Below are 25,042 nucleotides of genomic sequence, written 5' to 3'. Positions count from 1 at the left end.
CGAGTGATCGACGGGGGCCCCTCGGGTCAGTTCCGCCAGGCTCGGCGAGGGGCTCCGGAGACGGACCCCTCGCCGGGAACCGGCAGACAAATCAGGAGATAGACGTGATCCAGCAGGAGTCGCGACTGCGTGTCGCCGACAACACTGGTGCCAAGGAGATCCTTTGCATCCGTGTTCTCGGTGGCTCGGGTCGCCGCTACGCGGGCATCGGTGACGTCATTGTCGCCACCGTCAAGGACGCGATCCCCGGTGGCAACGTGAAGAAGGGTGACGTCGTCAAGGCGGTCATCGTTCGCACCGTCAAGGAGCGCCGCCGCCAGGACGGCTCGTACATTCGCTTCGACGAGAACGCCGCTGTCATTCTCAAGAACGACGGCGACCCTCGTGGCACCCGTATCTTCGGCCCGGTGGGCCGTGAGCTGCGCGAGAAGAAGTTCATGAAGATCATCTCGCTCGCGCCGGAGGTGCTGTAAGCATGAAGATCAAGAAGGGCGACCTGGTTCAGGTCATCACCGGTAAGGACAAGGGCAAGCAGGGCAAGGTCATTCAGGCCTTCCCCCGCGAGGACCGCGTCCTGGTCGAGGGTGTCAACCGGGTCAAGAAGCACACCAAGGCCGGTCAGACCGCTCGCGGTTCGCAGACCGGTGGGATCATCACCACCGAGGCCCCCGTCCACGTGAGCAATGTTCAGCTCGTTGTGGAGAAGGACGGCAACAAGGTTGTGACCCGCGTCGGTTACCGCTTCGACGACGAGGGCAACAAGATCCGCGTTGCCAAGCGGACGGGTGAGGACATCTGATGGCTACCACCACCACTCCGCGTCTCAAGACGAAGTACCGCGAGGAAATCAAGGGCAAGCTGCTTGAGGAGTTCTCGTTCGAGAACGTCATGCAGGTTCCCGGCCTCGTCAAGATCGTGGTCAACATGGGTGTGGGCGACGCCGCCCGCGACTCCAAGCTGATCGACGGTGCCATCAAGGACCTCACCACGATCACCGGTCAGAAGCCGGCCGTCACCAAGGCCCGTAAGTCCATCGCGCAGTTCAAGCTGCGTGAGGGCCAGCCGATCGGTGCCCACGTCACGCTTCGTGGCGACCGCATGTGGGAGTTCCTGGACCGCACCCTGTCGCTCGCGCTTCCGCGCATCCGCGACTTCCGTGGTCTGTCCCCCAAGCAGTTCGACGGCCGTGGCAACTACACCTTCGGTCTCACGGAGCAGGTCATGTTCCACGAGATCGACCAGGACAAGATCGACCGCGTCCGGGGTATGGACATCACCGTGGTCACCACGGCGACCAACGACGCTGAGGGCCGCGCGCTCCTCCGTCACCTCGGCTTCCCGTTCAAGGAGGCGTGAGCCGTGGCGAAGAAGGCTCTCATTGCCAAGGCCGCCCGCAAGCCCAAGTTCGGCGTGCGTGCCTACACGCGCTGCCAGCGTTGCGGTCGTCCCCACTCCGTGTACCGCAAGTTCGGCCTCTGCCGTGTGTGCCTTCGTGAGATGGCTCACCGCGGCGAGCTGCCGGGCGTGACCAAGAGCTCCTGGTAGTCCTTTCAACTCGTCGTCCGGACACCGCTCCTTGAGGGGAGCGGCTCAGGACGGCGGCGTTGAATCGGATCACTGGAGTCTCTCGGTAAGCAGAGGGCTGGCGGAGGCCCCTCTCTCCATGGCTTAGGCTGGGAGGGTTGGGCGTCCGCCGCCCGTACGACTTACTACGCCGTAGGTCCCCGCGCCGCACCCGTCCCGCCCCTGTGTGGGGAGAGGGATGGCGCATACAGGAAACCCCGGCGAGAGAGGCCGAAGGCCAATTCATGACCATGACTGATCCCATCGCAGACATGCTGACGCGTCTGCGTAACGCGAACTCGGCATACCACGACTCCGTCGTGATGCCGCACAGCAAGATCAAGTCGCACATCGCGGAGATCCTCCAGCAGGAGGGCTTCATCACGGGCTGGAAGGTCGAGGACGCCGAAGTCGGCAAGAACCTCGTCCTGGAGCTCAAGTTCGGTCCGAACCGTGAGCGCTCCATCGCGGGCATCAAGCGGATTTCGAAGCCGGGCCTCCGCGTGTACGCGAAGTCCACCAACCTGCCCAGGGTTCTCGGTGGCCTCGGCGTGGCGATCATCTCCACGTCGCACGGTCTCCTGACCGGCCAGCAGGCTCAGAAGAAGGGCGTGGGTGGGGAAGTCCTCGCCTACGTCTGGTAGTCGGGAACGGAGGAAAAGCAATGTCGCGTATCGGCAAGCTCCCCATCCAGGTTCCCGCCGGTGTGGACGTCACCATCGATGGCCGCACGGTAGCGGTGAAGGGCCCCAAGGGCGCCCTGATCCACACCGTCGCCGCGCCGATCGAGATCGTTAAGGGTGAGGACGGCGTGCTCAACGTCGTTCGCCCGAATGACGAGCGTCAGAACAAGGCCCTTCACGGCCTGTCCCGCACGCTGGTGGCGAACATGATCACCGGTGTGACCCAGGGATACACCAAGGCGCTCGAAATCAGCGGTGTCGGTTACCGCGTCGCCGCGAAGGGCTCCAACCTGGAGTTCCAGCTCGGTTACAGCCACTCGATCACGGTGGAGGCGCCCGAGGGCATCTCCTTCAAGGTCGAGTCGCCGACCAAGTTCTCGGTCGAGGGCATCGACAAGCAGAAGGTCGGCGAAGTCGCCGCGAACATCCGCAAGCTGCGGAAGCCTGACCCGTACAAGGCCAAGGGCGTCAAGTACGCGGGCGAGGTCATCCGCCGCAAGGTCGGAAAGGCGGGTAAGTAAGCCATGGCATACGGTGTCAAGATTGCTAAGGGCGACGCGTACAAGCGCGCTGCCATCAAGCGACGCCACATCCGCGTCCGCAAGCACGTCTCCGGTACGCCGGAGCGTCCGCGCCTGGTCGTGACGCGTTCCAACCGCAACATCGTGGCTCAGGTCATCGACGACATCGCGGGCCACACGCTCGCGTCGGCGTCGACCCTGGACGTCTCGATCCGCGGTGGCGAGGGTGACAAGAGCGCCCAGGCCAAGCAGGTCGGTGCCCTGGTCGCTGAGCGCGCCAAGGCCGCCGGCGTCGAGGCTGTCGTCTTCGACCGTGGTGGCAACAGGTACGCCGGGCGCATTGCCGCTCTGGCTGACGCCGCCCGCGAAGCCGGGCTGAAGTTCTAAGCCCCGGTTCCGGGACTAACGGACGTAACAGAGAGAGGTAATCCAATGGCTGGACCCCAGCGCCGCGGAAGCGGTGCCGGTGGCGGCGAGCGGCGGGACCGGAAGGGCCGTGACGGCGGCGCAGCCGCCGCCGAGAAGACCGCGTACGTTGAGCGCGTTGTCGCGATCAACCGCGTCGCCAAGGTTGTGAAGGGTGGTCGTCGCTTCAGCTTCACCGCGCTGGTCGTGGTGGGCGATGGTGACGGCACCGTCGGTGTCGGTTACGGCAAGGCCAAGGAGGTGCCGGCCGCGATCGCCAAGGGTGTTGAAGAGGCCAAGAAGGCATTCTTCAAGGTTCCCCGTATCCAGGGCACCATCCCGCACCCCATCCAGGGCGAGAAGGCCGCAGGCGTCGTTCTGCTCAAGCCTGCTTCCCCCGGTACCGGTGTTATCGCCGGTGGCCCGGTGCGCGCCGTTCTGGAGTGCGCCGGCGTTCACGACATCCTGTCGAAGTCGCTCGGCTCCGACAACGCGATCAACGTCGTGCACGCGACCGTGGCGGCCCTCAAGGGCCTGCAGCGTCCCGAGGAGATCGCGGCTCGCCGTGGTCTGCCCCTTGAGGACGTCGCCCCCGCGGCTCTGCTTCGTGCGCGTGCGGGAGCGGGTGCGTAATGGCCCGCCTCAAGATCACGCAGACGAAGTCGTACATCGGCAGCAAGCAGAACCACCGCGACACGCTGCGTTCGCTGGGCCTCAAGCGGCTCAACGACGTGGTTGTCAAGGAGGACCGCCCCGAGTTCCGCGGAATGGTTCACACCGTCCGCCACCTCGTGACGGTTGAGGAGGTCGACTGACATGGCGGAGAACAACCCGCTGAAGCTCCACAACCTCCGTCCCGCCCCGGGTGCCAAGACCGCCAAGACCCGTGTGGGTCGAGGCGAGGCGTCCAAGGGTAAGACCGCTGGTCGTGGAACCAAGGGCACCAAGGCCCGCTACCAGGTTCCGGAGCGCTTCGAGGGTGGGCAGATGCCCCTCCACATGCGTCTCCCGAAGCTCAAGGGCTTCAAGAACCCGTTCCGCACCGAGTACCAGGTTGTCAACCTGGAGAAGCTCGCTTCGCTCTACCCCGAGGGTGGCGAAGTCACGGTGGCCGGTCTGGTCGCCAAGGGCGCGGTTCGCAAGAACAGCCTCGTCAAGGTCCTGGGCCAGGGCGAGATCTCCGTGGCGCTGACGGTGACGGTTGACTCCGTCTCCGGCTCCGCCAAGGAGAAGATCACCGCTGCCGGCGGTAGCGTCACCGAGCTCGTCTGAGACCAGTTCAGTGGCTAAAGGCTGAAACATCCGACCGGGGATGCCCTCTCAAATGGGGCATCCCCGGTTGGTCGTTCCAAGGGGGGCACTGTCGCCGGTAAGGTGGCGTGCACTGTTGCTGTAAAGATGCGGGGGCTCTGTCCTCGTGCCCGCATGGTCCGCTTGCTCAGGGGCCGTGAGGGATTGTCTGATTCGTATTCGTCGATCCTCAAGACCGTCACCTCTGACGCAGTAGCGCGGGGGTCGCAGGAGGCACCGTGCTGACCGCGTTCGCCCGGGCGTTCAAGACGCCCGACCTGCGCAAGAAACTGCTCTTCACGCTCGGCATCATCGTGCTGTACAGGATCGGGTCGCACATCCCGGTTCCGGGCATCGATTATCAGAACGTACAGTTCTGTGTCAAACAGGCTTCGGAGAGTAACAACAGCCTGTTCGGCCTGGTGAATATGTTCAGTGGCGGAGCGCTGCTGCAGATCACCATCTTCGCGCTGGGCATCATGCCGTACATCACGGCGAGCATCATCCTGCAGCTGCTGACCGTGGTCATTCCGCGACTGGAGGCCCTCAAGAAGGAGGGGCAGTCCGGAACCGCGAAGATTACCCAGTACACCCGTTATCTGACGGTCGCCCTCGCGGTACTCCAGGGCACCGGCCTGGTCGCCACGGCTCGCAGCGGCGCGTTGTTCAGTGGCTGTCAGGTCGCCAATCAGATCGTGCCGGACAGATCCATCTACACCACGATCGTCATGGTGGTCACCATGACCGCCGGTACCGCCGCCACCATGTGGCTCGGTGAGCTGATCACCGATCGCGGTATCGGCAACGGCATGTCGATCCTGATGTTCATCTCGATCGCGGCCGGCTTCCCCGGCGCCCTGTGGGCCATCAAGGAGAGCGGCAAGCTCGCCCAGGGCTGGATCGAGTTCGGCACCGTCATCCTGATCGGCTTCGTGATGGTGGGCCTGGTCGTCTTCGTGGAACAGGCCCAGCGCCGAATCCCCGTGCAGTACGCCAAGCGCATGATCGGCCGGCGTTCCTACGGCGGCACTTCCACGTACATCCCGCTCAAGGTGAACCAGGCCGGTGTCATCCCGGTCATCTTCGCCTCGTCGCTGCTGTACATCCCGGCGCTGGTGGCTCAGTTCTCCAGCGGTACGTCCGGGTGGAAGACGTTCATCGAGTCGTACTTCGTCAAGGGTGACCATCCGTACTACATCACCGCGTACTTCTTCCTGATCGTGTTCTTCGCGTTCTTCTACGTGGCTATCTCGTTCAACCCCGAGGAAGTCGCCGACAACATGAAGAAGTATGGTGGCTTCATCCCGGGAATCCGGGCTGGTCGACCTACTGCCGAGTATCTGAGCTACGTGCTCAACAGGATCACTTGGCCGGGCTCGCTGTACCTGGGTCTGATTGCTCTTGTCCCGACGATGGCGTTGGCAGGCTTCGGAGGCGCGAACCAGAACTTCCCGTTCGGCGGGACGAGCATCCTCATCATCGTGGGTGTGGGTCTGGAGACCGTGAAGCAGATCGAGAGCCAGCTCCAGCAGCGCAATTACGAAGGGTTCCTCCGCTGATGCGAATCGTCCTCGTCGGGCCTCCTGGTGCCGGCAAGGGAACGCAGGCCGCGTACCTTGCCGAGAACCTCTCGATCCCGCACATCTCAACGGGCGACCTCTTCCGTGCCAATATCAGCAAGGGCACAGACCTCGGTCTGAAGGCGAAGTCCTTCATGGACGCGGGAGAGCTGGTGCCCGATGAGGTCACCATCGGCATGGCCAAGGACCGGATGGAAAAGCCGGACGCCGAGAACGGCTTCCTGCTCGACGGCTTCCCGCGCAATGTCTCGCAGGCCGAGGCGCTGGACGCGATGCTGAAGTCCGAGGGCATGACGCTGGACGCGGTGCTCGACCTGGAGGTCCCCGAGGACGAGGTCGTGAAGCGGATCGCGGGTCGCCGGATCTGCCGCAACGACTCCAGCCATGTCTTCCATGTGACGTACTCCCCGCCGAAGCACGAGGGTGTCTGCGACACCTGCGGCGGCGATCTGTACCAGCGCGACGACGACTCCGAGGACACCGTCCGGAAGCGTCTTGAGGTCTACCACACCCAGACCGAGCCGATCATCGACTACTACCGGGGCCAGGGCCTCGTGGTGACGATCTCGGCGCTCGGCAAGGTCACCGATGTGACCGGGCGTGCGATGGACGCGCTGAAGAAGCCCGAGAAGGCGTAGCGGTAAAGCGGTAAGCGTTACTGAACGGTACGGCCGCGATGTCCCCAGGGCATCGCGGCCGTACTGTTGAGCGGTGTCCGTCCGTACCGCTGAGCGGCGCCACGGGCACCGGCCAATAATGAAGAGACCACAGCGGAGCGCGATCGCCTCCGCGAAAGCGGCGGCGGGCCCGCCGCACAGAGGGGCAGGCAAAAGGCCATGGTGCAGATCAAGACCCCGGAGCAGATCGCGAAGATGCGCGAGGCCGGGCTGGTCGTCGCCGCGATCCACGCCGCGACCCGCGAGGCCGCCGTGCCGGGCGCCACCACCAAGGATCTGGACGAGGTCGCCCGGAAGGTGATCGCCGACCACGGGGCCAAGTCGAACTTCCTCGGATACGGCGGATTCCCCGCCACGATCTGCACCTCGGTGAACGAGGTCGTCGTCCACGGCATCCCGGACGACAAGACCGTCCTCAAGGACGGCGACATCCTCTCCGTCGACGCCGGCGCGATCATCGACGGCTGGCACGGGGACGCGGCCTTCACCGTCTTCGTGGGCGGCGGTCACGCCCCGGAGCTGATCGAGCTGTCCCGGGTCACCGAGGGGTCCATGTGGGCGGGGATCGCCGCCATGAAGCAGGGCAACCGGCTGGTGGACGTCTCCCGGGCCATCGAGACCTACATCCGCCGCCAGCCGAAGCCCGGCGGCGGCCGGTACGGGATCATCGAGGACTACGGCGGGCACGGCATCGGCACCGAGATGCACATGGACCCGCATCTGCTGAACTACGTCGCCCGCAAGCGCGGCAAGGGTCCCAAGCTGGTCCCCGGCTTCTGCCTGGCCATCGAGCCGATGGTGTCGCTCGGCACGCCGCAGACCGAGGTGCTCTCCGACGACTGGACCGTGATCACCACGGACGGCACCTGGTCCTCGCACTGGGAGCACTCCGTCGCCGTCACCGAGGAGGGCCCTCTGGTGCTCACCTCGCCCGACTGCGGCCGCGCCAAGCTCGCCGAGCTGGGGATCACCGCCGCGCCCGACCCGCTGGGCTGAGCCGGTCCCACTGTCCTCCACCCGCCGGGCCCGTGATTCCGGGCCCGGCGGCGGGGCGTAAGGATCTTCCAGGCTGGGCATTCATGCAGGATTAGTCATTTCGAATGGGCTGACGTAGACTGATGCGTCGGCTCTCGTGTACCCGTGTGTCTGCATACGGGGTGTCGGGAGTCGATCAAGGTAGCCGATTCGAAGGGCGAAGCGTGGCCAAGAAGCAAGGTGCCATCGAGATCGAGGGCACCGTGATCGAGTCCCTCCCGAACGCGATGTTCAAGGTGGAGCTTCAGAACGGTCACAAGGTCCTCGCGCACATCTCCGGCAAGATGCGGATGCACTACATCCGTATCCTCCCGGACGACAGGGTCGTGGTGGAGCTGTCTCCGTACGACCTGACGCGTGGCCGGATCGTCTACCGGTACAAGTAGATCTTGTCGCGCCTTTCCCGGTTTCGGGACTGGTGTCGGCACTGACCCGGAGAACCTGACATCCCATGAAGGTCAAGCCGAGCGTCAAGAAGATCTGCGACAAGTGCAAGGTGATCCGCCGTCACGGTCGGGTCATGGTCATCTGCGACAACCTGCGCCACAAGCAGCGCCAGGGCTGACGCACACCGATCTGCACTACCGCAGTTCTTCGCGCGACGCGAGCAATTCGTACATACGCAGAACCCGCCCAGCCCGTGCAACGGGCCGGCGACACCTCCGGCGGGGGCCGGGGACCCGGACGTACCACTCCACATCAGTGGGGTCGGCGGTCGGGATCCGGTTCTGTGGAAGACCCCCGAAAACACAGGAGCCGTTGAATGGCACGCGTTTCCGGTGTCGACATCCCGCGTGAAAAGCGCGTGGAGATCGCACTCACCTACGTCTTCGGTATCGGGCGCACCCGGTCCAAGGAGATCCTCGCCACGACCGGCGTGAACCCGAACACCCGCGTTCGTGACCTGGCCGAAGAGGACCTGGTCAAGATCCGCGAGTACGTGGACGCCAACCTCCGCACCGAGGGTGACCTCCGCCGCGAGATCCAGGCCGACATCCGCCGCAAGGTCGAGATCGGCTGCTACCAGGGTCTGCGCCACCGTCGCGGCCTGCCGGTCCACGGCCAGCGCACCAGCACGAACGCTCGTACCCGCAAGGGCCCGCGTCGCGCCATCGCCGGCAAGAAGAAGCCGGGCAAGAAGTAGTCCTCAGCGGACGCTGCGGAACGCCGGAGGGCGACCTCCGAGCCCCGCACAGCCAAGCGGTCTTCGCTGTAGGACCGACCACCTCCCGTAGGAGATATAGATGCCCCCCAAGGGTCGTCAGGGCGCTGCCAAGAAGGTGCGCCGCAAGGAAAAGAAGAACGTCGCTCACGGCCACGCGCACATCAAGAGCACGTTCAACAACACGATCGTCTCGATCACGGACCCGTCCGGCAACGTGATCTCCTGGGCCTCCGCCGGCCACGTCGGCTTCAAGGGCTCGCGCAAGTCCACCCCCTTCGCCGCGCAGATGGCCGCCGAGTCGGCCGCCCGCCGCGCGCAGGAGCACGGCATGCGCAAGGTCGACGTCTTCGTCAAGGGTCCCGGCTCCGGCCGTGAGACCGCGATCCGCTCCCTCCAGGCCACCGGCCTTGAGGTCGGCTCGATCCAGGACGTCACCCCCACGCCGCACAACGGCTGCCGTCCGCCGAAGCGCCGTCGCGTCTGACGCAGGCTGCACCCAGGCCGGCTCACCTTGCTGGGGGTGTGGGGGTTATCCCCCACATATCCGCAGCATGGCTGCCGTCCGCCGAAGCGCCGTCGCGTCTGACGCTCGCTTCAGCTGAGTGTCCGGGCGGTACGACCCCTTTTCGGGCCGTGCCGCCCGTACCCTTGTCTCACATATGTCGGGCGTCAAATAGTGGGCGCCCCCGACTGAAGGACCGATTCACATGTTGATCGCTCAGCGTCCCTCGCTGACCGAAGAGGTCGTCGACGAGTACCGCTCCCGGTTCGTGATCGAGCCGCTGGAGCCGGGCTTCGGTTACACCCTCGGCAACTCCCTGCGCCGTACGCTCCTCTCCTCGATCCCGGGTGCGGCGGTCACGTCCATCCGTATCGACGGTGTCCTGCACGAGTTCACCACCGTGCCGGGCGTCAAGGAGGACGTCACCGACCTGATCCTCAACATCAAGCAGCTGGTCGTCTCCTCGGAGCACGACGAGCCGGTCGTGATGTACCTGCGCAAGCAGGGCCCGGGTCTGGTCACCGCCGCCGACATCGCGCCCCCGGCCGGTGTCGAGGTGCACAACCCCGACCTGGTTCTCGCCACGCTGAACGGCAAGGGCAAGCTGGAGATGGAGCTGACCGTCGAGCGCGGTCGCGGCTATGTCTCCGCCGTCCAGAACAAGCAGGTGGGCCAGGAGATCGGCCGGATCCCGGTCGACTCCATCTACTCCCCGGTGCTCAAGGTCACGTACAAGGTCGAGGCGACCCGTGTCGAGCAGCGCACCGACTTCGACAAGCTGATCGTCGACGTCGAGACCAAGCAGGCGATGCGCCCGCGCGACGCCATGGCCTCCGCCGGCAAGACCCTGGTCGAGCTGTTCGGTCTCGCCCGCGAGCTGAACATCGACGCCGAGGGCATCGACATGGGCCCGTCCCCCACGGACGCCGCCCTCGCCGCCGACCTGGCGCTGCCGATCGAGGAGCTTGAGCTCACGGTCCGCTCGTACAACTGCCTCAAGCGTGAGGGCATCCACTCGGTGGGCGAGCTCGTCGCCCGCTCCGAGGCGGACCTGCTCGACATCCGCAACTTCGGCGCCAAGTCGATCGACGAGGTCAAGGCGAAGCTGGCGGGCATGGGCCTGGCGCTCAAGGACAGCCCTCCCGGATTCGACCCGACCGCTGCGGCCGACGCCTTCGGCGCGGACGACGACGCGGACGCCGGTTTCGTGGAGACCGAGCAGTACTGATTCGCCTCCGGCGGGGCTCGCGGGATTGATTCCGCGGGCCCGGCCCCGGGGCCCCGGCCCCGAAAGACTTTCCCGTGGCAGCCGCCTCGGGGGAACTGACACCGGTACCTGATACGGCCGGTGCAGCACACAAGGAGAAACACCATGCCGAAGCCTGCCAAGGGTGCCCGTCTGGGCGGCAGCGCCGCGCACGAGCGTCTGCTTCTCGCGAACCTCGCGAAGCAGCTGTTCGAGCACGGCCGCATCACCACGACCGAGGCCAAGGCCCGCCGCCTGCGTCCGGTCGCGGAGCGCCTGATCACCAAGGCGAAGAAGGGCGACATCCACAACCGTCGCCTGGTGCTGCAGACGATCACGGACAAGGGCATCGTGCACGCGCTCTTCACCGAGATCGCTCCCCGGTACGCCGAGCGCCCGGGTGGCTACACCCGTATCACCAAGGTCGGCAACCGCCGCGGTGACAACGCTCGTATGGCCATGATCGAGCTGGTCGAGGGCGAGATCGCCAAGAAGGCCACCGTCGCCGAGGCCGAGGCCGCCGCCAAGCGCGCGGTCAAGGAAGACGCCCTCAAGAAGGACGACGCGTCCGCCGAGGCCGTCGAGGACGCCAAGCCGGCCGAGGCCGCCGAGGAGTCCAAGGACGCCTGAGCCACAGCGCTCCGGTGACCTGTGAACGGGTCCGCTCCCTCCGGGGAGCGGGCCCGTTCCGCTGTTCGGGGACTCTGAGAGGATTTGTCGAGTGAGTGATGACGTGGAGCCCGGGTCGGTCCGGGTGCGGCTGGATCTGTCGTACGACGGAAAAGACTTCTCCGGGTGGGCCAAGCAGGCCGGCGGGCGGCGCACCGTCCAGGGGGACATCGAGGACGCGCTGCGGACCGTGACCCGGTCCGCCCGGACGTATGAGCTGACCGTGGCGGGCCGCACCGACGCCGGGGTGCACGCGCGCGGGCAGGTGGCGCATGTCGATCTGCCCGTCGAGGTCTGGGAGGAGCACCGGGAGAAGCTGCTGAAGCGGCTCGCCGGGCGGCTCTCGCGCGATGTGCGGATCTGGCGGGTGACCGAGGCCCCGGCGGGGTTCAACGCGCGCTTCTCGGCGATCTGGCGGCGGTACGCCTACCGGGTGACCGACGAGCCGGGCGGGGTGGACCCGCTGCTCCGCGGGCATGTGCTCTGGCACGACTGGCCGCTGGACGTCGAGGCCATGAACGAGGCGGCGGCCGGTCTGGTGGGGGAGCACGACTTCGCCGCGTACTGCAAGAAGCGCGAGGGCGCGACGACCATCCGCACCCTTCAGCGGCTCTCCTGGGAGCGGGATGAGTCGGGGATCGTCACCGCGACCGTGCGGGCCGACGCCTTCTGCCACAACATGGTGCGCTCGCTGGTGGGCGCGCTGCTGTTCGTGGGCGACGGGCACCGGCCGGTCCAGTGGCCCGCCGAGGTGCTGGCGGCGGGCGTACGGGACTCGGCCGTGCATGTCGTACGCCCGCACGGGCTGACCCTGGAGGAGGTCGGCTACCCCGCCGACGAGCTGCTGGCCGCCCGGAACCGGGAGGCCCGCAACAAGCGGTCGCTGCCCGGGTCAGCCGGCGGGGTCGACAACTGCTGCTGACGCCTGGGCGTTGCCCCGGCGGACGATCTGGCGGAAGGTGAACTCCGCCAGATCGTCGCCGGCCTGGAACGCCGGGCGGTCGCCGGGGGTCACCGACTTGGGCGTGGTGTAGCCGGTGGCGGTGAAATAGGCGTAGCGGCCGTAGGAGTTCGCGGTGTAGCGGCAGACCGGGCCGCCCTTGCAGAAGGTGGGCACGCCGGGGCTCATCAGCGGGGCGATGGTCTTGCCCCTGGTGGTCCGGGAGACGGCCCGCTTGGCCTCGCTCTCCCGGCCGAAGACCGCTATCCCGACGGTGACCGCGATGCCGTCGCGGCTGTACGTGGCGCGGAAGACCTGGTCGCAGCCGTTGTCCCGGAGGACCGTGCCGAGGCCGCCCTGGGTGGCGGGGGCGCACTGGACGGTACGGGCGACCGCGCCCTTGGCGTACGCCCGGCCGCCCATCGTGAGCTTTCGGCCGGGGAAGAGGGTGTCGACGGTCAGCGGGGCGGTGTCCTTCAGCTCGCTGGAGACGAAGTCCTTGGGGTCGGGCGCGGTGGGCGGTGCGACGGAGGAGAAGGCGGGGTCCGGCTCGGCGGACTCGCCGGGCAGCTCCTGCGGGCCGGGCAGCGCGCTCGCGGTGCCCTTGGGGGATGCGGCGTCGCCGCGGCCGTCCCGGGAGACGATCGCGGTCGCCACCAGGCCGGCGATCGCGGCGGTGGCGAGGATTCCGCCGCCGATCAGCAGCCAGCGCTTGCGGCGGGAGCGGGCCGCCGACTGATCGGCGAGCGCGGCCCAGTCGGGAGTTCCGCCGGACGGTCCCGTCCCCCGCGGATCGAAGGGACCGGGCGCCCCCTGCTGGGAGTGGTAAGGATCCTGATGCTGTCCGCCGGACCCCCATGGAGGTCCCCCCTGGCCAAAGCTCATGCCGCGAATCTTAGGGCCTGGCCTTAAACCGGTTGGGTCCTGTGGGCGGCGGGGGCGAGAATCGCGTTATGGGACATCTTGAGGCGGCACATCTGGAGTATTACCTTCCCGACGGGCGGGTGCTCCTCGGCGACGCCTCGTTCCGGGTGGGCGAAGGGGCGGTGGTCGCGCTGGTCGGCGCGAACGGCGCGGGCAAGACGACGCTGCTGCGGCTGATCTCGGGGGAGCTGGAGCCGCACGGCGGCTCGGTGTCGGTCAGCGGCGGGCTGGGTGTGATGAGCCAGTTCATCGGCTCGGTGCGGGACGGGCGGACCGTACGGGATCTGCTGGTGTCGCTGGCCCAGCCCCGGGTGCGGGACGCGGCGCGGGCGGTCGACGAGGCGGAGGAGCTGATCCTGACCGTCGACGACGAGGCCGCGCAGATGCGGTACGCGCAGGCGCTGAGCGACTGGGCGGAGGCGCGCGGCTATGAGGCGGAGACGCTCTGGGACATGTGCACCATGGCGGCGCTGGGCGTCCCGTACGAGAAGGCGCAGTGGCGCGAGCTGCGGACGCTGAGCGGCGGCGAGCAGAAGCGGCTGGCGCTGGAGGCGCTGCTGCGGGGGCCCGATGAGGTGCTGCTGCTGGACGAGCCGGACAACTATCTGGACGTTCCGGGCAAGCGCTGGCTGGAGGAGCGGCTGAAGGAGACCCGTAAGACGGTCCTCTTCGTCTCCCACGACCGTGAGCTGCTGGTTCGTACGGCGCAGAAGATCGTCAGTGTGGAGCCGGGCCCGGCGGGCTCGGACATCTGGGTGCACGGCGCCGGTTTTGACACGTACCACGAGGCACGCAAGGAGCGGTTCGCGCGCTTCGAGGAGCTGAAGCGGCGGTGGGACGAGGAGCACGCCCGGTTGAAGGCGCTGGTCTTCCGGCTCCGGCAGCAGGCGGCGATCAGCCCGGACATGGCGTCGCGCTACCGGGCGATGCAGACCCGGTTCAAGAAGTTCGAGGACGTGGGTCCGCCGCCGGAGCCGCCGCGCGAGCAGGACATCCGGATGCGGCTGCGCGGCGGGCGTACCGGGGTGCGGGCGCTGACCTGTCAGGGGCTGGAGCTGACCGGTCTGATGAAACCGTTCGACCTGGAGGTCTTCTACGGCGAGCGGGTCGCGGTGCTGGGGTCGAACGGCTCGGGGAAGTCGCACTTCCTGCGGCTGCTGGCGGGGGAGGGGACGGTGGCGCACACCGGTTCCTGGAAGCTGGGCGCCCGGGTGGTGCCCGGTCACTTCGCGCAGACGCACGCCCACCCGGAGCTGATGGGCCGCACGCTGGTGGACATCCTGTGGACCGAGCACGCCAAGGACCGGGGCGGCGCGATGTCGGTGCTGCGGCGGTACGAGCTGGAGCGCCAGGGCGACCAGGGCTTCGACAAGCTCTCGGGCGGGCAGCAGGCGCGCTTCCAGATCCTGCTGCTGGAGCTGGCGGGCACCACGGCGCTGCTGCTGGACGAGCCGACAGACAACCTGGACCTGGAGTCCGCCGAGGCGCTCCAGGACGGTCTGGAGTCGTACGAGGGGACGGTGCTGGCGGTGACCCACGACCGATGGTTCGCTCGTTCGTTCGATCGCTATCTGGTTTTCGGCTCGGACGGGGTGGTCCGGGAGACCGATGGGCCGGTGTGGGACGAGCGTCGGGTCGAGCGGGCCCGCTGAGGCCCTTTCTGGCCGGTTTCCGCCCTTCGGGGCGGCCTTCGCGGCCCGGGTGCCCGCCGGGCGCTCTGTAGGGATTTCCGGGGATGTGGCCCAGTGCCTGGTGGGGCCGTCCGGACGGGTCGCCGCCCCGGCGTTTTGACCCGTCCGGCGGTGCGCGGGTAAGCTTCTGCTTCGTTATGCGTATTGGCTTGCTCTATCTCACGTGAGGGGCCCTTACGCCGGTCCACCGGCTGATGACCAGCGGCAAGCGCTCGGGTTGCGTCCCCGTAGTGCTGCCACAGCTGTCGTCGTCGTCCGGCTGGCCTTGTCAGGACCCACTCCTGGTGCCCTCGGGCACAGGGAGACCCACTCACTGAAGAAGCGAAGGCTACGACCGTGCGTACGTACAGCCCCAAGCCCGGCGATGTCACGCGCCAGTGGCACATCATCGACGCGCAGGACATCGTCCTGGGCCGTCTGGCGACTACGGCAGCGAACCTCCTCCGGGGCAAGCACAAGCCGACCTACGCCCCCCACATGGACATGGGCGACTTCGTCATCATCATCAACGCCGAGAAGGTCCACCTCTCCGGCAACAAGAAGACCCAGAAGATGGCGTACCGCCACTCCGGCTTCCCGGGCGGTCTGCGCTCCGTCCGTTACGACGAGCTGCTTTCCAAGAGCCCCGAGAAGGCTGTGGAGAAGGCCATCAAGGGCATGATCCCCAAGAACACCCTGGGCCGTCAGATGCTCTCGAAGCTGAAGGTCTACGCGGGCGAGAACCACCCGCACGCTGCTCAGCAGCCTGTACCGTTCGAGATCACCCAGGTCGCGCAGTAGTTCCGGCCATCCCCTAAGACGAAAAGAATCTGAGGAAAATCGTGGCCGAGACCACCGCCGAAGCCCCCGTCGTCGAGGTCGAAGAGACCGAGACCTACGCCGAGGTCACCACCTTCGAGTCGGAGGCGCCCGTCGAGGGCGAGTACACCTCCGAGTCCCTCGCGTCCCGTTTTGGTGACCCCCAGCCGGCCGCCGGCCTGGGCCGTCGCAAGAACGCCATCGCCCGCGTCCGGATCGTCCCGGGCACCGGCAAGTGGAAGATCAACGGTCGCACCCTTGAGGACTACTTCCCCAACAAGGTGCACCAGCAGGAAGTCAACGAGCCCTTCAAGGTGCTTGAGCTCGACGACCGCTACGACGTCATCGCCCGCATCTCGGGCGGCGGTGTCTCCGGTCAGGCCGGCGCGCTGCGCCTGGGTGTGGCCCGTGCGCTGAACGAGGCGGACGTGGACAACAACCGCGCCACGCTGAAGAAGGCCGGCTTCCTGAGCCGCGACGACCGTGCGGTCGAGCGCAAGAAGGCCGGTCTGAAGAAGGCCCGTAAGGCCCCGCAGTACAGCAAGCGTTAATCGCCTGCTCGGCCTGTATTTCCGTACGCCCCGGCAGCACTCAGTGCTGCCGGGGCGTACGTCTTTCCCATGGCCGGGCCGTGAACGCGCCCATTCACCACGGCCCGGAGCGCGCATTCACCAGCACCTCGGGCGTAGAACGGGCATAACGCGTTCATAGGCTTGCTGTTTCGGAGCATCACGGACCAATTTCGGAGGACAGCTGTGGGACGACTCTTCGGCACGGACGGTGTGCGCGGTGTCGCCAACGCGGATCTGACGGCGGAGCTGGCGCTGGGCCTCTCGGTGGCCGCAGCGCATGTGCTCGCCGAGGCGGGAATCTCCGCGGGGCACCGGCCGACCGCCGTGGTCGGACGAGATCCACGGGCGTCGGGGGAGTTTCTGGAGGCCGCCGTCGTGGCGGGCCTCGCGAGCGCCGGTGTGGACGTCCTGCGGGTCGGCGTGCTGCCCACTCCGGCGGTGGCGTATCTGACCGGCGCGCTCGACGCCGACTTCGGCGTGATGCTCTCCGCCAGCCACAACGCCATGCCCGACAACGGGATCAAGCTTCTCGCGCGCGGCGGCCACAAGCTCGCCGACGAGCTGGAGGAGCGGATCGAGGCGATCTACGAGCAGCACCGCACCGGTGCTCCGTGGGGCCGGCCGACCGGGGCGGGCGTCGGCCGGGTCACCGACTACGACCAGGGCTTCGAGCGGTACGTCACCCATCTCGTCGCCTCCGTGCCCAACCGGCTCGACGGGCTCAGGATCGTCCTGGACGAGGCGCACGGAGCGGCCGCGAAGGTGTCGCCCGAGGCCTTCACCCGGGCCGGCGCGCAGGTCGTCACCATCGGCGCGGCCCCCGACGGGCTCAACATCAACGACGGCTGCGGATCGACCCATCTGGGGCAGCTCAAGGCGGCCGTGGTCGAGCACGGCGCGGACTTCGGCATCGCGCACGACGGCGACGCCGACCGCTGCCTGGCGGTCGACGGATCCGGCGCGGAGGTCGACGGCGACCAGATCCTCGCGGTGCTGGCGCTGGCCATGCGCGAGGCGGGGACGCTGCGCGGGAACACCGTGGTCGGCACCGTCATGTCCAACCTCGGCTTCAAGATCGCGATGGAGCGCGAGGGAGTGGAGCTGGTGCAGACGGCGGTCGGCGACCGCTACGTCCTCGAATCGATGAAACGCGACGGATACGCGCTCGGCGGCGAGCAGTCCGGGCACGTGATCATCCTCGACCACGCCACCACCGGCGACGGCACCCTCACCGGGCTGCTCCTCGCCGCCAGGGTCGCGGCGACCGGGCGGTCGCTCGCGGAGCTGGCCGGGGTGATGGAGCGGCTGCCGCAGGTGCTGATCAACGTCCCCGATGTCGACAAGTCGCGGGTCCACACCTCCGCCGAGCTGGCGAACGCCGTCGCCGAGGCGGAGCGCGAGCTGGGGGCGACCGGGCGGGTGCTGCTGCGGCCGTCCGGGACGGAGCCCCTGGTACGGGTGATGGTGGAGGCGGCCGACATCGAGCAGGCGCGCTCGGTCGCGGAACGCCTCGCCGATGTGGTGAAGCTGTCGCTGGGGTGAGGTTTGCCAGGTTGTTGGGTGCGGGGCCTTGTGGTGCGGGTTTTGTCCTCAATCGCCGGACAGGCTGGAATTGACCTCCTGTACAGCTAAAAGGATGGCTTCCTGAAGCTCCCCCTGGGCTTCGCCCGGGGGGAGCCCCGGGCGGGCTGAGACCCTGTGGGTCAGCCGGTGCGGGGCAGCCTGTGCCGGCGGGCCCACAGGATCTTCTGGACGACGAGGGTCAGCGTCCCCGCGAGGGCGATGCCCAGCAGATTGAGCAGCAGCTGCTCGACGGACCCCCAGGCCTGCCGGTACTCCTGGAAGGAGAACGCCACCGCCGCGTTCGCCGCCGCCGGGACCGTCGTCACCGAGATGGCGACACCGACCAGGGCCCCGGACTTCGCGGAGGTCAGGGAGAGCATCCCGGCGATGCCCGCCAGCACCGCCACCACCAGCGAGAAGGTGTCCGGCTGGTAGATGAAGCTCGTGTTGGGCCGGGCGGCCTCCAACTGCGCCACATCGAACTGGCCGAGCCAGGCCATCAGGAAGCTGAACCCCACGGTGATCGCCATGGCCGCCGCGAACCCCACCACCAGCGCCACCAGTGAGCGCCACAGCAGCTTCGGAGCCCGCTGAACCAGCCCGGCGCAGACCCCCGCCAGCGGGCCGAACTCAGGACCCACCGCCATCGCGCCCACGATCAGGATCGCGTTGTCCAGCACCACCCCGCAGGCCGCGATCATCGTCGCCAGCGACAGGAAGGCGATGTAGGTCACGGAGAGCGTCGACTCCTCGTGGGACGCGTCCGCCAACTGCTCCCAGATCACCGCGTCCGCCCCCTCCCCGGGGGCCTCCCGCTCCGCCTCGTCGGCGTGCTGGGAGAGCGAGAGATCGATGTTCTCGACGGCGATCGAGCCGCACTCGTCGATCCCGAGCCCCCGCAGCGCGCCGATCAGCTCGTCCCCCGCCTCCCGCGCGACGTCGCACATCACCAGATCGCCCTGCGGATGGAGCGCCGCGCCCGGCACCACGGCCAGATGGGTGGTGCCGACGGTCCGCTCCACCAGCCGCACCACCTCGGCGGTGCGGTCGGCCGGGGTGATCAGGCGCAGATGCAGCACACGGGGCTCCTCAGAGTTTGCGCAGCGACAGGCGCTGGACCTTGTGATCGGGGCCCTTGCGCAGCACCAGCGTGGCACGGCCGCGAGTCGGAGCCACGTTCTCCAGCAGGTTCGGCTTGTTGATCGTGCGCCACATGGTGCGGGCGTAGTTCAGGGCCTCCTCCTCGGAGACCTGGGTGTACTTCCGGAAGTACGAGAACGGGTTCTGGAAGGCGGTCTCGCGCAGCTGGCGGAAGCGGCTCAGATACCAGCGCTCGATGTCGTCGGCGCGGGCGTCCACGTACACCGAGAAGTCGAAGTAGTCCGCGAGCCCCATCCGGGTGCGGCCGTCGCTGCCCGGCAGGGCGGGCTGGAGGACATTGAGGCCCTCCACGATCAGAATGTCCGGCCGGCGGACGACCAGACGCTCGTCGGGGACGATGTCGTAGATCAGATGGGAGTAGACCGGCGCGCTGACCTCGTCCTTGCCCGCCTTGATGTCGGCGACGAAGCGGGTCAGGGCCCGCCGGTCGTAGGACTCGGGGAAACCTTTCCGCGACATCAGCCCGCGCGACTGGAGCTCCTTCATCGGGTAGAGGAAGCCGTCCGTGGTCACCAGCTCGACGCGCGGGTGCTCGGGCCAGCGGGCGAGCAGGGCCTGGAGGGTCCTGGCGACGGTGGACTTGCCGACGGCGACCGAGCCGGCGACCCCTATGACGAAGGGGGTGCCGCGCTGCTCGCCCTGGCCGTGTCCCGCGTCCCCGAGGAAGGTGTTCAGCGCGCCGCGCAGCTCGCCGGTGGCCTGGACATAGAGGTTGAGCAGCCGGGAGAGCGGCAGATAGACGTCCCGTACCTCGTCCAGGTCGATGACGTCCCCGAGGCCGCGCAGCCGCTCGACCTCCTCGGCGGTCAGCGGCAGCGGGGTCTTGTCCCGCAGGGCGCTCCACTCGGCGCGGGTGAGGTCGACGTACGGGGTCGGCCCGTGCTCGGCCCGGCGGTGGGCGGCGGAGGGCGAGCCCGGCGAGGCGGCCCGTGTGCTCTGTGGCGGCGAAGAGATCACCCTCACATTGTCGGGGGTGCGCGGGGCTTACGGGTGGTGTGCTCGGTCACGCGCGGCCGTCGCGGGGCCCCGACATGTGCGGCAATCATGGGTTACGTCGGCCGTCGGCCGTGGTTTGCCATGATGGCGGACGGCCGGGAGTCCGGCGGAACGGTGACAGCGGAGTGAGCGGATGATCATTGGGGTGGGGATCGATGTCGCGGAGATCGACCGGTTCGCGGCGTCGCTGAGGCGTACGCCGGGCATGGCGGCGCGGCTCTTCCTGGAGAGCGAGCTGCTGCTGCCCAGCGGGGAGCGGCGCGGGCCCGCCTCGCTGGCGGCGCGGTTCGCCGCGAAGGAGGCGCTGGCCAAGGCGCTCGGCGCGCCCGCCGGGCTGCACTGGACCGATGCCGAGGTGTACGTCGAGGAGAGCGGCCGGCCGCGCCTTCGGGTGTACGGGACGGTCGCGGCGCGGGCCGAGGAGCTGGGGGTGCGGTCCTGGCACATCTCGCTGAGCCATGACGCGGGGGTGGCGTCGGCGGTGGTGATCGCCGAGGGGTGAGCCCTGTATCGCGCACGGGCGTGGCCCGGCCCCCCTCCCGGCCGATGAGCGGGAGGGGGGCCGAGCCGGTCCGGGCCCGGTTTACGCCGGGATTCGGCGTCGCAGCATGACGGCCGCCGCGCCGGCGGCGGTCAGGATCGCCGCGCCGAGGGCGATCGGGATCATGGCGGAGCCGGTGGAGGCGAGCCTGCCGTCCCCGCCGTGGGCGGAGGCCCCGCCGGTGGTGCCGGTGGTGCCGCCGCCCGCCGTGCCGCCGGAGGCTGAGCTTCCGGTGCCGCCGGAGGTGCTCGGGCCTCCCGAGTCCGAGCCTCCGGTGGAGCCGGTGTCGCCCGAGCCTCCGGCGGAGCCTTGGGACCCGCCGGTGTCACCGGGGTCGGGTTCCGGGTCCGGGTCCGGATCGGGGTCGGGATCCGGTTCCTCCTCGCTCGGCGACGGATCCGGGTCTGGATCCGGGTCGGGGTCGGGCGCCGCGGTGACGGTCACCTCGGCCCCCGCAGAGCGGGTGCTGCCGACCGGGTTGGAGAACACGGCGCGGTAGCGGTTGCCGTCGTGCTCCACGGTCGCCCTGAAGGAGAACTCTGTGCCGTAGGCGTGGGAGATCGGCTGCCAGCTGCCGCCGTCGTCGCCGCTGACCTCCCAGGAGACCTTCGGCTCGGGGGTCGCCGCGGCGGTGGCCCTGAGGACCGCCTGCTCGCCCGCCCGCACCGAGACCGCCTTCGGTTCGGCGGTCACCGACGGTGAGACCTGGCGCTGGGTCTGGACGACCGCGCCCGTTCCGTTCGAGACCGTGAACAGCGTGTGGTTCTCGGCGTCCAGGGTCAGGCCGGTGGGCCGTTTGCCGGTCTCCAGCGTCTGGACGACCTTGTGCCGCGCCATGTCCACGACGGCGACCGTGCCGCCCGTGAACTGGGTGGCGTAGAGCAGCCCGGTGCCGGAGTCGTACGCGAGCGACTTCGGGTTGCCGCTGACCACCACCGATCCGGTGACCTTGTTGGCTTCCAGGTCCACGGTGTAGATCGAGTTGTCCGCGGTGTTGGCGACGTAGCCGGTGCCGCCCTCGGAGTCGATGGTCACGCCCTGGCTGCCCAGCAGCCCGGTGCCGAGGTTGAGGGTGTCGACCCGCTTGCCGGTGGCTCCGTCGAACGAGTCGAGATGGTTGATGTAGTGCCGCTGCTTGGTGTCCGGGTCGGCGACCGCTCCCACGGAGACGGTGTGGCCGCGGTGCCGTTCGGTGTCCACGGAGAGATCGGTCGCCATGGCGGCGAGCTTGACCGGTTCGCCGACCGCCTCCCACTTCTCGTTCTTGGTGTCGTAGACCGTCACCGTGGGCGCGGTGTAGCTCTTGTTGGTGACATAGAGCCGGTCCGCGGCCGGGTCCATCGCCAGCAGTCCGACGCTCGTCTCCTTCACGGGTGTCCGCTCGTCGAAGAGCAGGCCCGACTCGGGGATGTACGTGGCAACCCGGCCGTCGAGTCCGAGATGCAGCTCGCCGGAGTCGCCGTCGAGCGCCAGCGACTGGGCGACGCCCGGCAGTTCGACGGGCCGGCCGACCAGGGCCCCGGACCCGGTCTCGTAGACCGAGAGCCGCCCCTTGCCGGCGGTGCCGACGCTGCTGACGTAGAGCCGTCCCTTGGCCGCGTCCACCTCGGCGTCCACCACGCCGTTCTGCGGCACGTACTGGCGCACCTCGGTGTGGCGCACCGTGCCGGGGGGAACCTCCGGGGTGGGCGGTGTGCCCTTGCCGAAGGTGACGGGGACGATGACGTCCTGGTTCCGGTCGCCGGTGTCCGTGTGGTCGGCGCGGGTGACGATGCCGCAGGTCTGCCGACCGCAGTCGGCGTTGCTGTCCTTGATCTTGATGTTCAGATCGAAGGTGAAACCGCCTTTGCCGTCCTTCACGGTGAAGGGCCGGGTGAGACCCTCGCCGTGCGACGGGGGGTTGTTGGAGATCCAGATGGAGGAGCCCGAGCCGCCGGTCAGATCCATGCCGCCCAGGCAGGGGCTCGGGGCCTCGCCGGGCTTCTTCGGAAGGGCGCAGAGGGCCAGATAGACGCCCTGGAGGGGGTCGTAGCCCGAACCGGTCACGGTGACGCGCTGGCCGGCCGGGTCGAGGTCCTTGACCGCGGAGACGGTCAGCTTCTGCCCGGTGGGGCCGGTGCCCTCGCCGGGGCCGCCGGGGCCGCCGGGGTCGGCCGCCCGCGCCTGGCCCGCGGCGGTCAGGCCCGCCACGAGCAGCAGCGCGGTGGCCGCGACCCGGCTTCCCCTCATGGGTCTTCTGGTGCGTGAGGGCATGATTAGGAGAAGGTCACCGGAACGTAGACATCGTACTTGCGGTCGTTGCTGTCGAAGTGGTCGGCGCGGGTGACGATGGCGCAGGTGACGCCCCCCTGGCCGCAGGTGACGGAGGCGCTGATCTTCGCCTTGACGTGGATGTTCACATTGAAGCCGCCCGTGCCGTTCGCACCGTCGGTGTAGGGCGAGGAGTTGTTCGGGGACATCCAGTACCAGGTGTTGTTGATCCAGTGCGAGGCGCCGGTGGAGCCGGACTCGTCCTGGCCGCCCAGACACGGGGTGGGCTTGCTGTTCCAGGTGGTCTTGTCGTTGACATCGACACCCGCCGGGACGGCGCAGAGGCCGACGTAGATGCCCTGGGACTGGTTGTAGCCGCTGCCCGTGACATTGACGTTGGCGCCGGAGGCCGGGGCCGTGGAGGGCGCGGTCACCGAGAGGGTGTACGGCGTTCCGCCGTCGTTGATCGTGCGGTCCACGGTGGCCGCCGAGGCGGAGGAGGCCAGGCCCAGGGTGAGGGCGGCGGCTCCGACGACGGCGAGGGCGGCGCGCGAGGCGGTGCGGACGGCAGAACGCATGGAGAGGACACCTTTCGGAGTGCGGACACAGAGCCAGTGGCCGCTTAGGTAAGGCAAACCTAAGTTCCACTTGAGGGTTCGTCAACCCTTCGCCGCGGACCGCTCCGCCCGCCCGGCCCGCCGGAACCGCGCCCCGACGCACGGCCGTTCGCCCGGCGCGCGGGCCGTCGCTGCGGCAGACTCGGGATCATGCGTACCGCTTACCGCGTGGAGACCGTCAGAAGCGCCGAGGCAGAGCTGATCGCGCGGCTGCCCGAGGACGCCCTGATGAGGAGGGCCGCCGCCGGACTCGCCGCCGTCTGCGCCGAACTGCTCGGCAGGGTGTACGGATCCAGGGTCGTCCTGCTGGTCGGCGCCGGGGCCAACGGCGGGGACGCCCTCTACGCGGGCGCGGCGCTCGCCCGCCGGGGGGCGGGGGTGCACGCCGTGCCGCTCGCCCCCGGCCGGACCCATCCCGCCGGGCTCGCCGCCCTGATCCGCGCGGGCGGCCGGGTCGCCGAGGACCCCTTCGCGGTGCTGGCCTCCGCCGATCTGGTCGTCGACGGGATCACCGGCATCGGAGGCCGGGGCGGGCTCCGCCCCGACGCGATCCCCGTCGCCCGAGCCGCGCGCGGCTCCAATGCCGTCATCGTCGCCGTCGACCTCCCCAGCGGGGTCGAGGCGGACAGCGGCGAGGTGCTCGGCGAGGCGCTGCGCGCGGACGTCACCGTCACCTTCGGCGTCCACAAACCGGCGCTGCTGATCGACCCCGCCCGCGCCCTCGCCGGGACCGTCCGGCTCGTGGACATCGGCCTCGAACCGGTGCTGCCCTCCGTGCCGGAACTGGAGTCCCCGCAACACCACGACGTGGCCGCCCTGCTGCCCGAACCGTCCGGCGAGAGCGACAAGTACCGGCGCGGCGTCGTCGGCGTCGTCGCCGGATCCGCCCGCTACCCGGGCGCGGCGCTCCTCGCCGTCGCGGGCGCGCTGCGCGGCGGTGCGGGCGCGGTGCGGTACGTCGGACACGCGGCCGAGGCGGTCGTCGCCCGCTTCCCGGAGACCCTGGTGCACGCCGGACCGCCCGCGAAGGCGGGCCGCGTCCAGGCGTGGGCGGTCGGCCCGGGGCTGGGGGAGGACCGGGACGCGGTGCGCGAGGTGCTCGCCTCCGGCGTACCGGTGCTGGTCGACGCGGACGGACTGCGGCTGCTCGACGCCGGGGACGTGACGCGGCGCACCGCCCCGACCCTGCTCACCCCGCACGCGGGGGAGGCCGCGGCGCTGCTCGGAGTCGCCCGCGAGGAGGTGGAGTCGGCGCGGCTGGCGGCCGTGCGCGAACTCGCCGCGCGCTACGGGGCCACCGTGCTGCTCAAGGGCTCGACCACGCTGATCGCGGAGCCCGACGGGCGGATCCCCGTACGGGTCGACCCGATGGGCACCCCCTGGCTCGCGACCGCCGGCAGCGGCGATGTCCTCTCCGGCCTCGCGGGTTCCCTCCTCGCCGCCGGGCTCTCCCCGTACGACGCCGCCACCGCCGCCGCCTACCTCCACGGCCTCGCCGCCCGTATCGCCGCCGCCGAGGGCGTACCCATCACCTCCTCCGAGGTCGCGCGGGCCCTCCCGGCCGCCTGGCACGACGTCCGCGCCGTCGGCTGACGCGCCGGGCCCGCCGGGAGCGGGACCTGTCGAGTGAGGGCGGGGCGCGGGGCTCTGAGA

Annotated in this window: 31 protein-coding genes; 26 read left to right on the top strand and 5 right to left on the bottom strand. The window is 68.9% G+C overall.

The window, feature by feature from the left end:
- Positions 1-104 precede the first annotated feature (104 nt).
- From rplN to truA, 20 genes are all read left to right on the top strand, one after another.
- The gene (rplN, locus tag IE247_RS05265; RefSeq protein ID WP_003956455.1) at positions 105-473 is read left to right on the top strand and encodes a 50S ribosomal protein L14; all 369 of its coding nucleotides are present in this window, start codon (positions 105-107) and stop codon (positions 471-473) included.
- A 2-nt stretch (positions 474-475) separates the two neighbouring features.
- Complete coding sequence (gene rplX, locus IE247_RS05260; protein ID WP_190121697.1) at positions 476-799, top strand: 50S ribosomal protein L24; 324 nt, start codon at positions 476-478, stop codon at positions 797-799.
- Complete coding sequence (gene rplE / locus IE247_RS05255) at positions 799-1,356, top strand: 50S ribosomal protein L5 (RefSeq protein ID WP_190121696.1); 558 nt, start codon at positions 799-801, stop codon at positions 1,354-1,356. The genes rplX and rplE overlap by 1 nt, the downstream gene beginning before the upstream one ends.
- A gap of 3 nt (positions 1,357-1,359) precedes the next feature.
- Positions 1,360-1,545, top strand: coding sequence for a type Z 30S ribosomal protein S14 (locus tag IE247_RS05250; protein ID WP_003956452.1), 186 nt, complete (start codon positions 1,360-1,362; stop codon positions 1,543-1,545).
- Positions 1,546-1,808: 263 nt separating this feature from the next.
- A complete protein-coding gene (gene rpsH / locus IE247_RS05245) occupies positions 1,809-2,207 on the top strand; it encodes a 30S ribosomal protein S8 (protein ID WP_190121695.1) in 399 nt (132 codons plus the stop codon).
- A gap of 20 nt (positions 2,208-2,227) precedes the next feature.
- Positions 2,228-2,767, top strand: coding sequence for a 50S ribosomal protein L6 (rplF, locus tag IE247_RS05240; protein ID WP_190121694.1), 540 nt, complete (start codon positions 2,228-2,230; stop codon positions 2,765-2,767).
- Between the two features lie 3 nt (positions 2,768-2,770).
- Positions 2,771-3,154 carry a 50S ribosomal protein L18 gene (gene rplR, locus IE247_RS05235; protein ID WP_153486742.1) on the top strand — a complete coding sequence of 128 codons (384 nt, stop codon included), beginning with the start codon at positions 2,771-2,773 and terminating at the stop codon, positions 3,152-3,154.
- 45 nt (positions 3,155-3,199) lie between these two features.
- The gene (gene rpsE / locus IE247_RS05230) at positions 3,200-3,805 is read left to right on the top strand and encodes a 30S ribosomal protein S5 (RefSeq protein WP_190121693.1); all 606 of its coding nucleotides are present in this window, start codon (positions 3,200-3,202) and stop codon (positions 3,803-3,805) included.
- Positions 3,805-3,987 (top strand): 50S ribosomal protein L30, encoded by a 183-nt coding sequence (gene rpmD / locus IE247_RS05225; protein ID WP_005313525.1) that lies wholly within the window; start codon positions 3,805-3,807, stop codon positions 3,985-3,987. The genes rpsE and rpmD overlap by 1 nt, the downstream gene beginning before the upstream one ends.
- Position 3,988: 1 nt before the next feature.
- Positions 3,989-4,444 carry a 50S ribosomal protein L15 gene (gene rplO / locus IE247_RS05220; protein WP_190121692.1) on the top strand — a complete coding sequence of 152 codons (456 nt, stop codon included), beginning with the start codon at positions 3,989-3,991 and terminating at the stop codon, positions 4,442-4,444.
- Between the two features lie 257 nt (positions 4,445-4,701).
- Entirely contained in the window at positions 4,702-6,021 is a 1,320-nt protein-coding gene (secY, locus tag IE247_RS05215) for a preprotein translocase subunit SecY (protein WP_190121691.1), read from the top strand.
- Positions 6,021-6,680, top strand: coding sequence for an adenylate kinase (locus IE247_RS05210; protein ID WP_190121690.1), 660 nt, complete (start codon positions 6,021-6,023; stop codon positions 6,678-6,680). The genes secY and IE247_RS05210 overlap by 1 nt, the downstream gene beginning before the upstream one ends.
- 198 nt (positions 6,681-6,878) lie before the next feature.
- Positions 6,879-7,715 carry a type I methionyl aminopeptidase gene (gene map / locus IE247_RS05205; RefSeq protein ID WP_190121689.1) on the top strand — a complete coding sequence of 279 codons (837 nt, stop codon included), beginning with the start codon at positions 6,879-6,881 and terminating at the stop codon, positions 7,713-7,715.
- Positions 7,716-7,918: 203 nt separating this feature from the next.
- Positions 7,919-8,140: a translation initiation factor IF-1 gene (gene infA / locus IE247_RS05200; RefSeq protein ID WP_003956442.1), complete on the top strand. Its 222-nt coding sequence runs from the start codon at positions 7,919-7,921 to the stop codon at positions 8,138-8,140.
- Positions 8,141-8,205: 65 nt separating this feature from the next.
- Positions 8,206-8,319 (top strand): 50S ribosomal protein L36, encoded by a 114-nt coding sequence (gene rpmJ, locus IE247_RS05195; RefSeq protein WP_003956441.1) that lies wholly within the window; start codon positions 8,206-8,208, stop codon positions 8,317-8,319.
- A gap of 198 nt (positions 8,320-8,517) precedes the next feature.
- Positions 8,518-8,898, top strand: coding sequence for a 30S ribosomal protein S13 (gene rpsM / locus IE247_RS05190; protein ID WP_190121688.1), 381 nt, complete (start codon positions 8,518-8,520; stop codon positions 8,896-8,898).
- 100 nt (positions 8,899-8,998) lie between these two features.
- Positions 8,999-9,403 carry a 30S ribosomal protein S11 gene (rpsK, locus tag IE247_RS05185; protein WP_003956432.1) on the top strand — a complete coding sequence of 135 codons (405 nt, stop codon included), beginning with the start codon at positions 8,999-9,001 and terminating at the stop codon, positions 9,401-9,403.
- A 223-nt stretch (positions 9,404-9,626) separates the two neighbouring features.
- Complete coding sequence (locus IE247_RS05180) at positions 9,627-10,649, top strand: DNA-directed RNA polymerase subunit alpha (RefSeq protein ID WP_003956430.1); 1,023 nt, start codon at positions 9,627-9,629, stop codon at positions 10,647-10,649.
- A 144-nt stretch (positions 10,650-10,793) separates the two neighbouring features.
- The gene (rplQ, locus tag IE247_RS05175) at positions 10,794-11,297 is read left to right on the top strand and encodes a 50S ribosomal protein L17 (protein ID WP_190121687.1); all 504 of its coding nucleotides are present in this window, start codon (positions 10,794-10,796) and stop codon (positions 11,295-11,297) included.
- 91 nt (positions 11,298-11,388) lie between these two features.
- Positions 11,389-12,258, top strand: a complete 870-nt coding sequence (truA, locus tag IE247_RS05170) for a tRNA pseudouridine(38-40) synthase TruA (protein ID WP_190121686.1) — start codon at positions 11,389-11,391, stop codon at positions 12,256-12,258.
- Here truA and IE247_RS05165 read toward each other — a convergent pair.
- Positions 12,229-13,161 carry a hypothetical protein gene (locus IE247_RS05165; RefSeq protein ID WP_190121685.1) on the bottom strand — a complete coding sequence of 311 codons (933 nt, stop codon included), beginning with the start codon at positions 13,159-13,161 and terminating at the stop codon, positions 12,229-12,231. The genes truA and IE247_RS05165 overlap by 30 nt on opposite strands.
- A gap of 68 nt (positions 13,162-13,229) precedes the next feature.
- On the opposite strand from IE247_RS05165, the gene IE247_RS05160 reads away from it, so the two are divergent.
- The 4 genes from IE247_RS05160 to glmM all read left to right on the top strand — a co-directional run bounded on the left by IE247_RS05160 (position 13,230) and on the right by glmM (position 17,803).
- Positions 13,230-14,852: an ABC-F family ATP-binding cassette domain-containing protein gene (locus tag IE247_RS05160; protein ID WP_190121684.1), complete on the top strand. Its 1,623-nt coding sequence runs from the start codon at positions 13,230-13,232 to the stop codon at positions 14,850-14,852.
- A 375-nt stretch (positions 14,853-15,227) separates the two neighbouring features.
- Positions 15,228-15,671, top strand: a complete 444-nt coding sequence (gene rplM / locus IE247_RS05155) for a 50S ribosomal protein L13 (RefSeq protein ID WP_190121683.1) — start codon at positions 15,228-15,230, stop codon at positions 15,669-15,671.
- Positions 15,672-15,712: 41 nt separating this feature from the next.
- Positions 15,713-16,240: a 30S ribosomal protein S9 gene (rpsI, locus tag IE247_RS05150; protein WP_190121682.1), complete on the top strand. Its 528-nt coding sequence runs from the start codon at positions 15,713-15,715 to the stop codon at positions 16,238-16,240.
- 204 nt (positions 16,241-16,444) lie between these two features.
- Positions 16,445-17,803 carry a phosphoglucosamine mutase gene (gene glmM, locus IE247_RS05145; protein WP_190121681.1) on the top strand — a complete coding sequence of 453 codons (1,359 nt, stop codon included), beginning with the start codon at positions 16,445-16,447 and terminating at the stop codon, positions 17,801-17,803.
- Positions 17,804-17,964: 161 nt separating this feature from the next.
- On the opposite strand, the gene IE247_RS05140 is transcribed toward glmM, so the two are convergent.
- Positions 17,965-18,903: a DUF389 domain-containing protein gene (locus tag IE247_RS05140; RefSeq protein WP_190121680.1), complete on the bottom strand. Its 939-nt coding sequence runs from the start codon at positions 18,901-18,903 to the stop codon at positions 17,965-17,967.
- A gap of 10 nt (positions 18,904-18,913) precedes the next feature.
- Entirely contained in the window at positions 18,914-19,939 is a 1,026-nt protein-coding gene (coaA, locus tag IE247_RS05135) for a type I pantothenate kinase (protein ID WP_190122088.1), read from the bottom strand.
- 175 nt (positions 19,940-20,114) lie between these two features.
- On the opposite strand from coaA, the gene IE247_RS05130 reads away from it, so the two are divergent.
- Positions 20,115-20,483: a holo-ACP synthase gene (locus IE247_RS05130; protein WP_190121679.1), complete on the top strand. Its 369-nt coding sequence runs from the start codon at positions 20,115-20,117 to the stop codon at positions 20,481-20,483.
- A gap of 81 nt (positions 20,484-20,564) precedes the next feature.
- Here the strand turns inward: IE247_RS05130 and IE247_RS05125 are convergent, their stop codons facing one another.
- Together IE247_RS05125 and IE247_RS05120 are read right to left on the bottom strand one after the other, a co-directional pair.
- Positions 20,565-22,751, bottom strand: coding sequence for an SMP-30/gluconolactonase/LRE family protein (locus IE247_RS05125; protein WP_229868670.1), 2,187 nt, complete (start codon positions 22,749-22,751; stop codon positions 20,565-20,567).
- A gap of 26 nt (positions 22,752-22,777) precedes the next feature.
- Positions 22,778-23,350 carry a hypothetical protein gene (locus IE247_RS05120; RefSeq protein WP_190121677.1) on the bottom strand — a complete coding sequence of 191 codons (573 nt, stop codon included), beginning with the start codon at positions 23,348-23,350 and terminating at the stop codon, positions 22,778-22,780.
- Positions 23,351-23,539: 189 nt separating this feature from the next.
- On the opposite strand from IE247_RS05120, the gene IE247_RS05115 reads away from it, so the two are divergent.
- On the top strand, positions 23,540-24,982 hold the full coding sequence (locus tag IE247_RS05115; protein ID WP_190121676.1) for an NAD(P)H-hydrate dehydratase: 1,443 nt from the start codon (positions 23,540-23,542) through the stop codon (positions 24,980-24,982).
- The last annotated feature ends 60 nt before the right edge of the window (positions 24,983-25,042 follow it).

The organism is Streptomyces inusitatus, from assembly GCF_014651115.1.
Classification (GTDB): Bacteria; Actinomycetota; Actinomycetes; order Streptomycetales; family Streptomycetaceae; genus Streptomyces; species Streptomyces amakusaensis.
This window is presented reverse-complemented; position numbering and strand designations above follow the sequence as displayed.

Bases quoted from the DNA above. Each gene is read 5' to 3' on its own strand.
- rpsK (WP_003956432.1), top strand. From the start codon at position 8,999: ATGCCCCCCAAGGGTCGTCAGGGCGCTGCCAAGAAGGTGCGCCGCAAG.
- rpsM (WP_190121688.1), top strand. From the start codon at position 8,518: ATGGCACGCGTTTCCGGTGTCGACATCCCGCGTGAAAAGCGCGTGGAG.
- rplX (WP_190121697.1), top strand. From the start codon at position 476: ATGAAGATCAAGAAGGGCGACCTGGTTCAGGTCATCACCGGTAAGGAC.
- IE247_RS05210 (WP_190121690.1), top strand. From the start codon at position 6,021: ATGCGAATCGTCCTCGTCGGGCCTCCTGGTGCCGGCAAGGGAACGCAG.
- IE247_RS05165 (WP_190121685.1), bottom strand. From the start codon at position 13,161: ATGAGCTTTGGCCAGGGGGGACCTCCATGGGGGTCCGGCGGACAGCAT.
- rpmD (WP_005313525.1), top strand. From the start codon at position 3,805: ATGGCCCGCCTCAAGATCACGCAGACGAAGTCGTACATCGGCAGCAAG.
- rplE (WP_190121696.1), top strand. From the start codon at position 799: ATGGCTACCACCACCACTCCGCGTCTCAAGACGAAGTACCGCGAGGAA.
- rpmJ (WP_003956441.1), top strand. From the start codon at position 8,206: ATGAAGGTCAAGCCGAGCGTCAAGAAGATCTGCGACAAGTGCAAGGTG.
- rpsH (WP_190121695.1), top strand. From the start codon at position 1,809: ATGACCATGACTGATCCCATCGCAGACATGCTGACGCGTCTGCGTAAC.
- map (WP_190121689.1), top strand. From the start codon at position 6,879: ATGGTGCAGATCAAGACCCCGGAGCAGATCGCGAAGATGCGCGAGGCC.
- IE247_RS05160 (WP_190121684.1), top strand. From the start codon at position 13,230: ATGGGACATCTTGAGGCGGCACATCTGGAGTATTACCTTCCCGACGGG.
- IE247_RS05130 (WP_190121679.1), top strand. From the start codon at position 20,115: ATGATCATTGGGGTGGGGATCGATGTCGCGGAGATCGACCGGTTCGCG.
- rpsE (WP_190121693.1), top strand. From the start codon at position 3,200: ATGGCTGGACCCCAGCGCCGCGGAAGCGGTGCCGGTGGCGGCGAGCGG.
- IE247_RS05180 (WP_003956430.1), top strand. From the start codon at position 9,627: ATGTTGATCGCTCAGCGTCCCTCGCTGACCGAAGAGGTCGTCGACGAG.
- IE247_RS05120 (WP_190121677.1), bottom strand. From the start codon at position 23,350: ATGCGTTCTGCCGTCCGCACCGCCTCGCGCGCCGCCCTCGCCGTCGTC.
- rplR (WP_153486742.1), top strand. From the start codon at position 2,771: ATGGCATACGGTGTCAAGATTGCTAAGGGCGACGCGTACAAGCGCGCT.
- rplO (WP_190121692.1), top strand. From the start codon at position 3,989: ATGGCGGAGAACAACCCGCTGAAGCTCCACAACCTCCGTCCCGCCCCG.
- rplQ (WP_190121687.1), top strand. From the start codon at position 10,794: ATGCCGAAGCCTGCCAAGGGTGCCCGTCTGGGCGGCAGCGCCGCGCAC.
- IE247_RS05115 (WP_190121676.1), top strand. From the start codon at position 23,540: ATGCGTACCGCTTACCGCGTGGAGACCGTCAGAAGCGCCGAGGCAGAG.
- rplF (WP_190121694.1), top strand. From the start codon at position 2,228: ATGTCGCGTATCGGCAAGCTCCCCATCCAGGTTCCCGCCGGTGTGGAC.
- IE247_RS05125 (WP_229868670.1), bottom strand. From the start codon at position 22,751: ATGAGGGGAAGCCGGGTCGCGGCCACCGCGCTGCTGCTCGTGGCGGGC.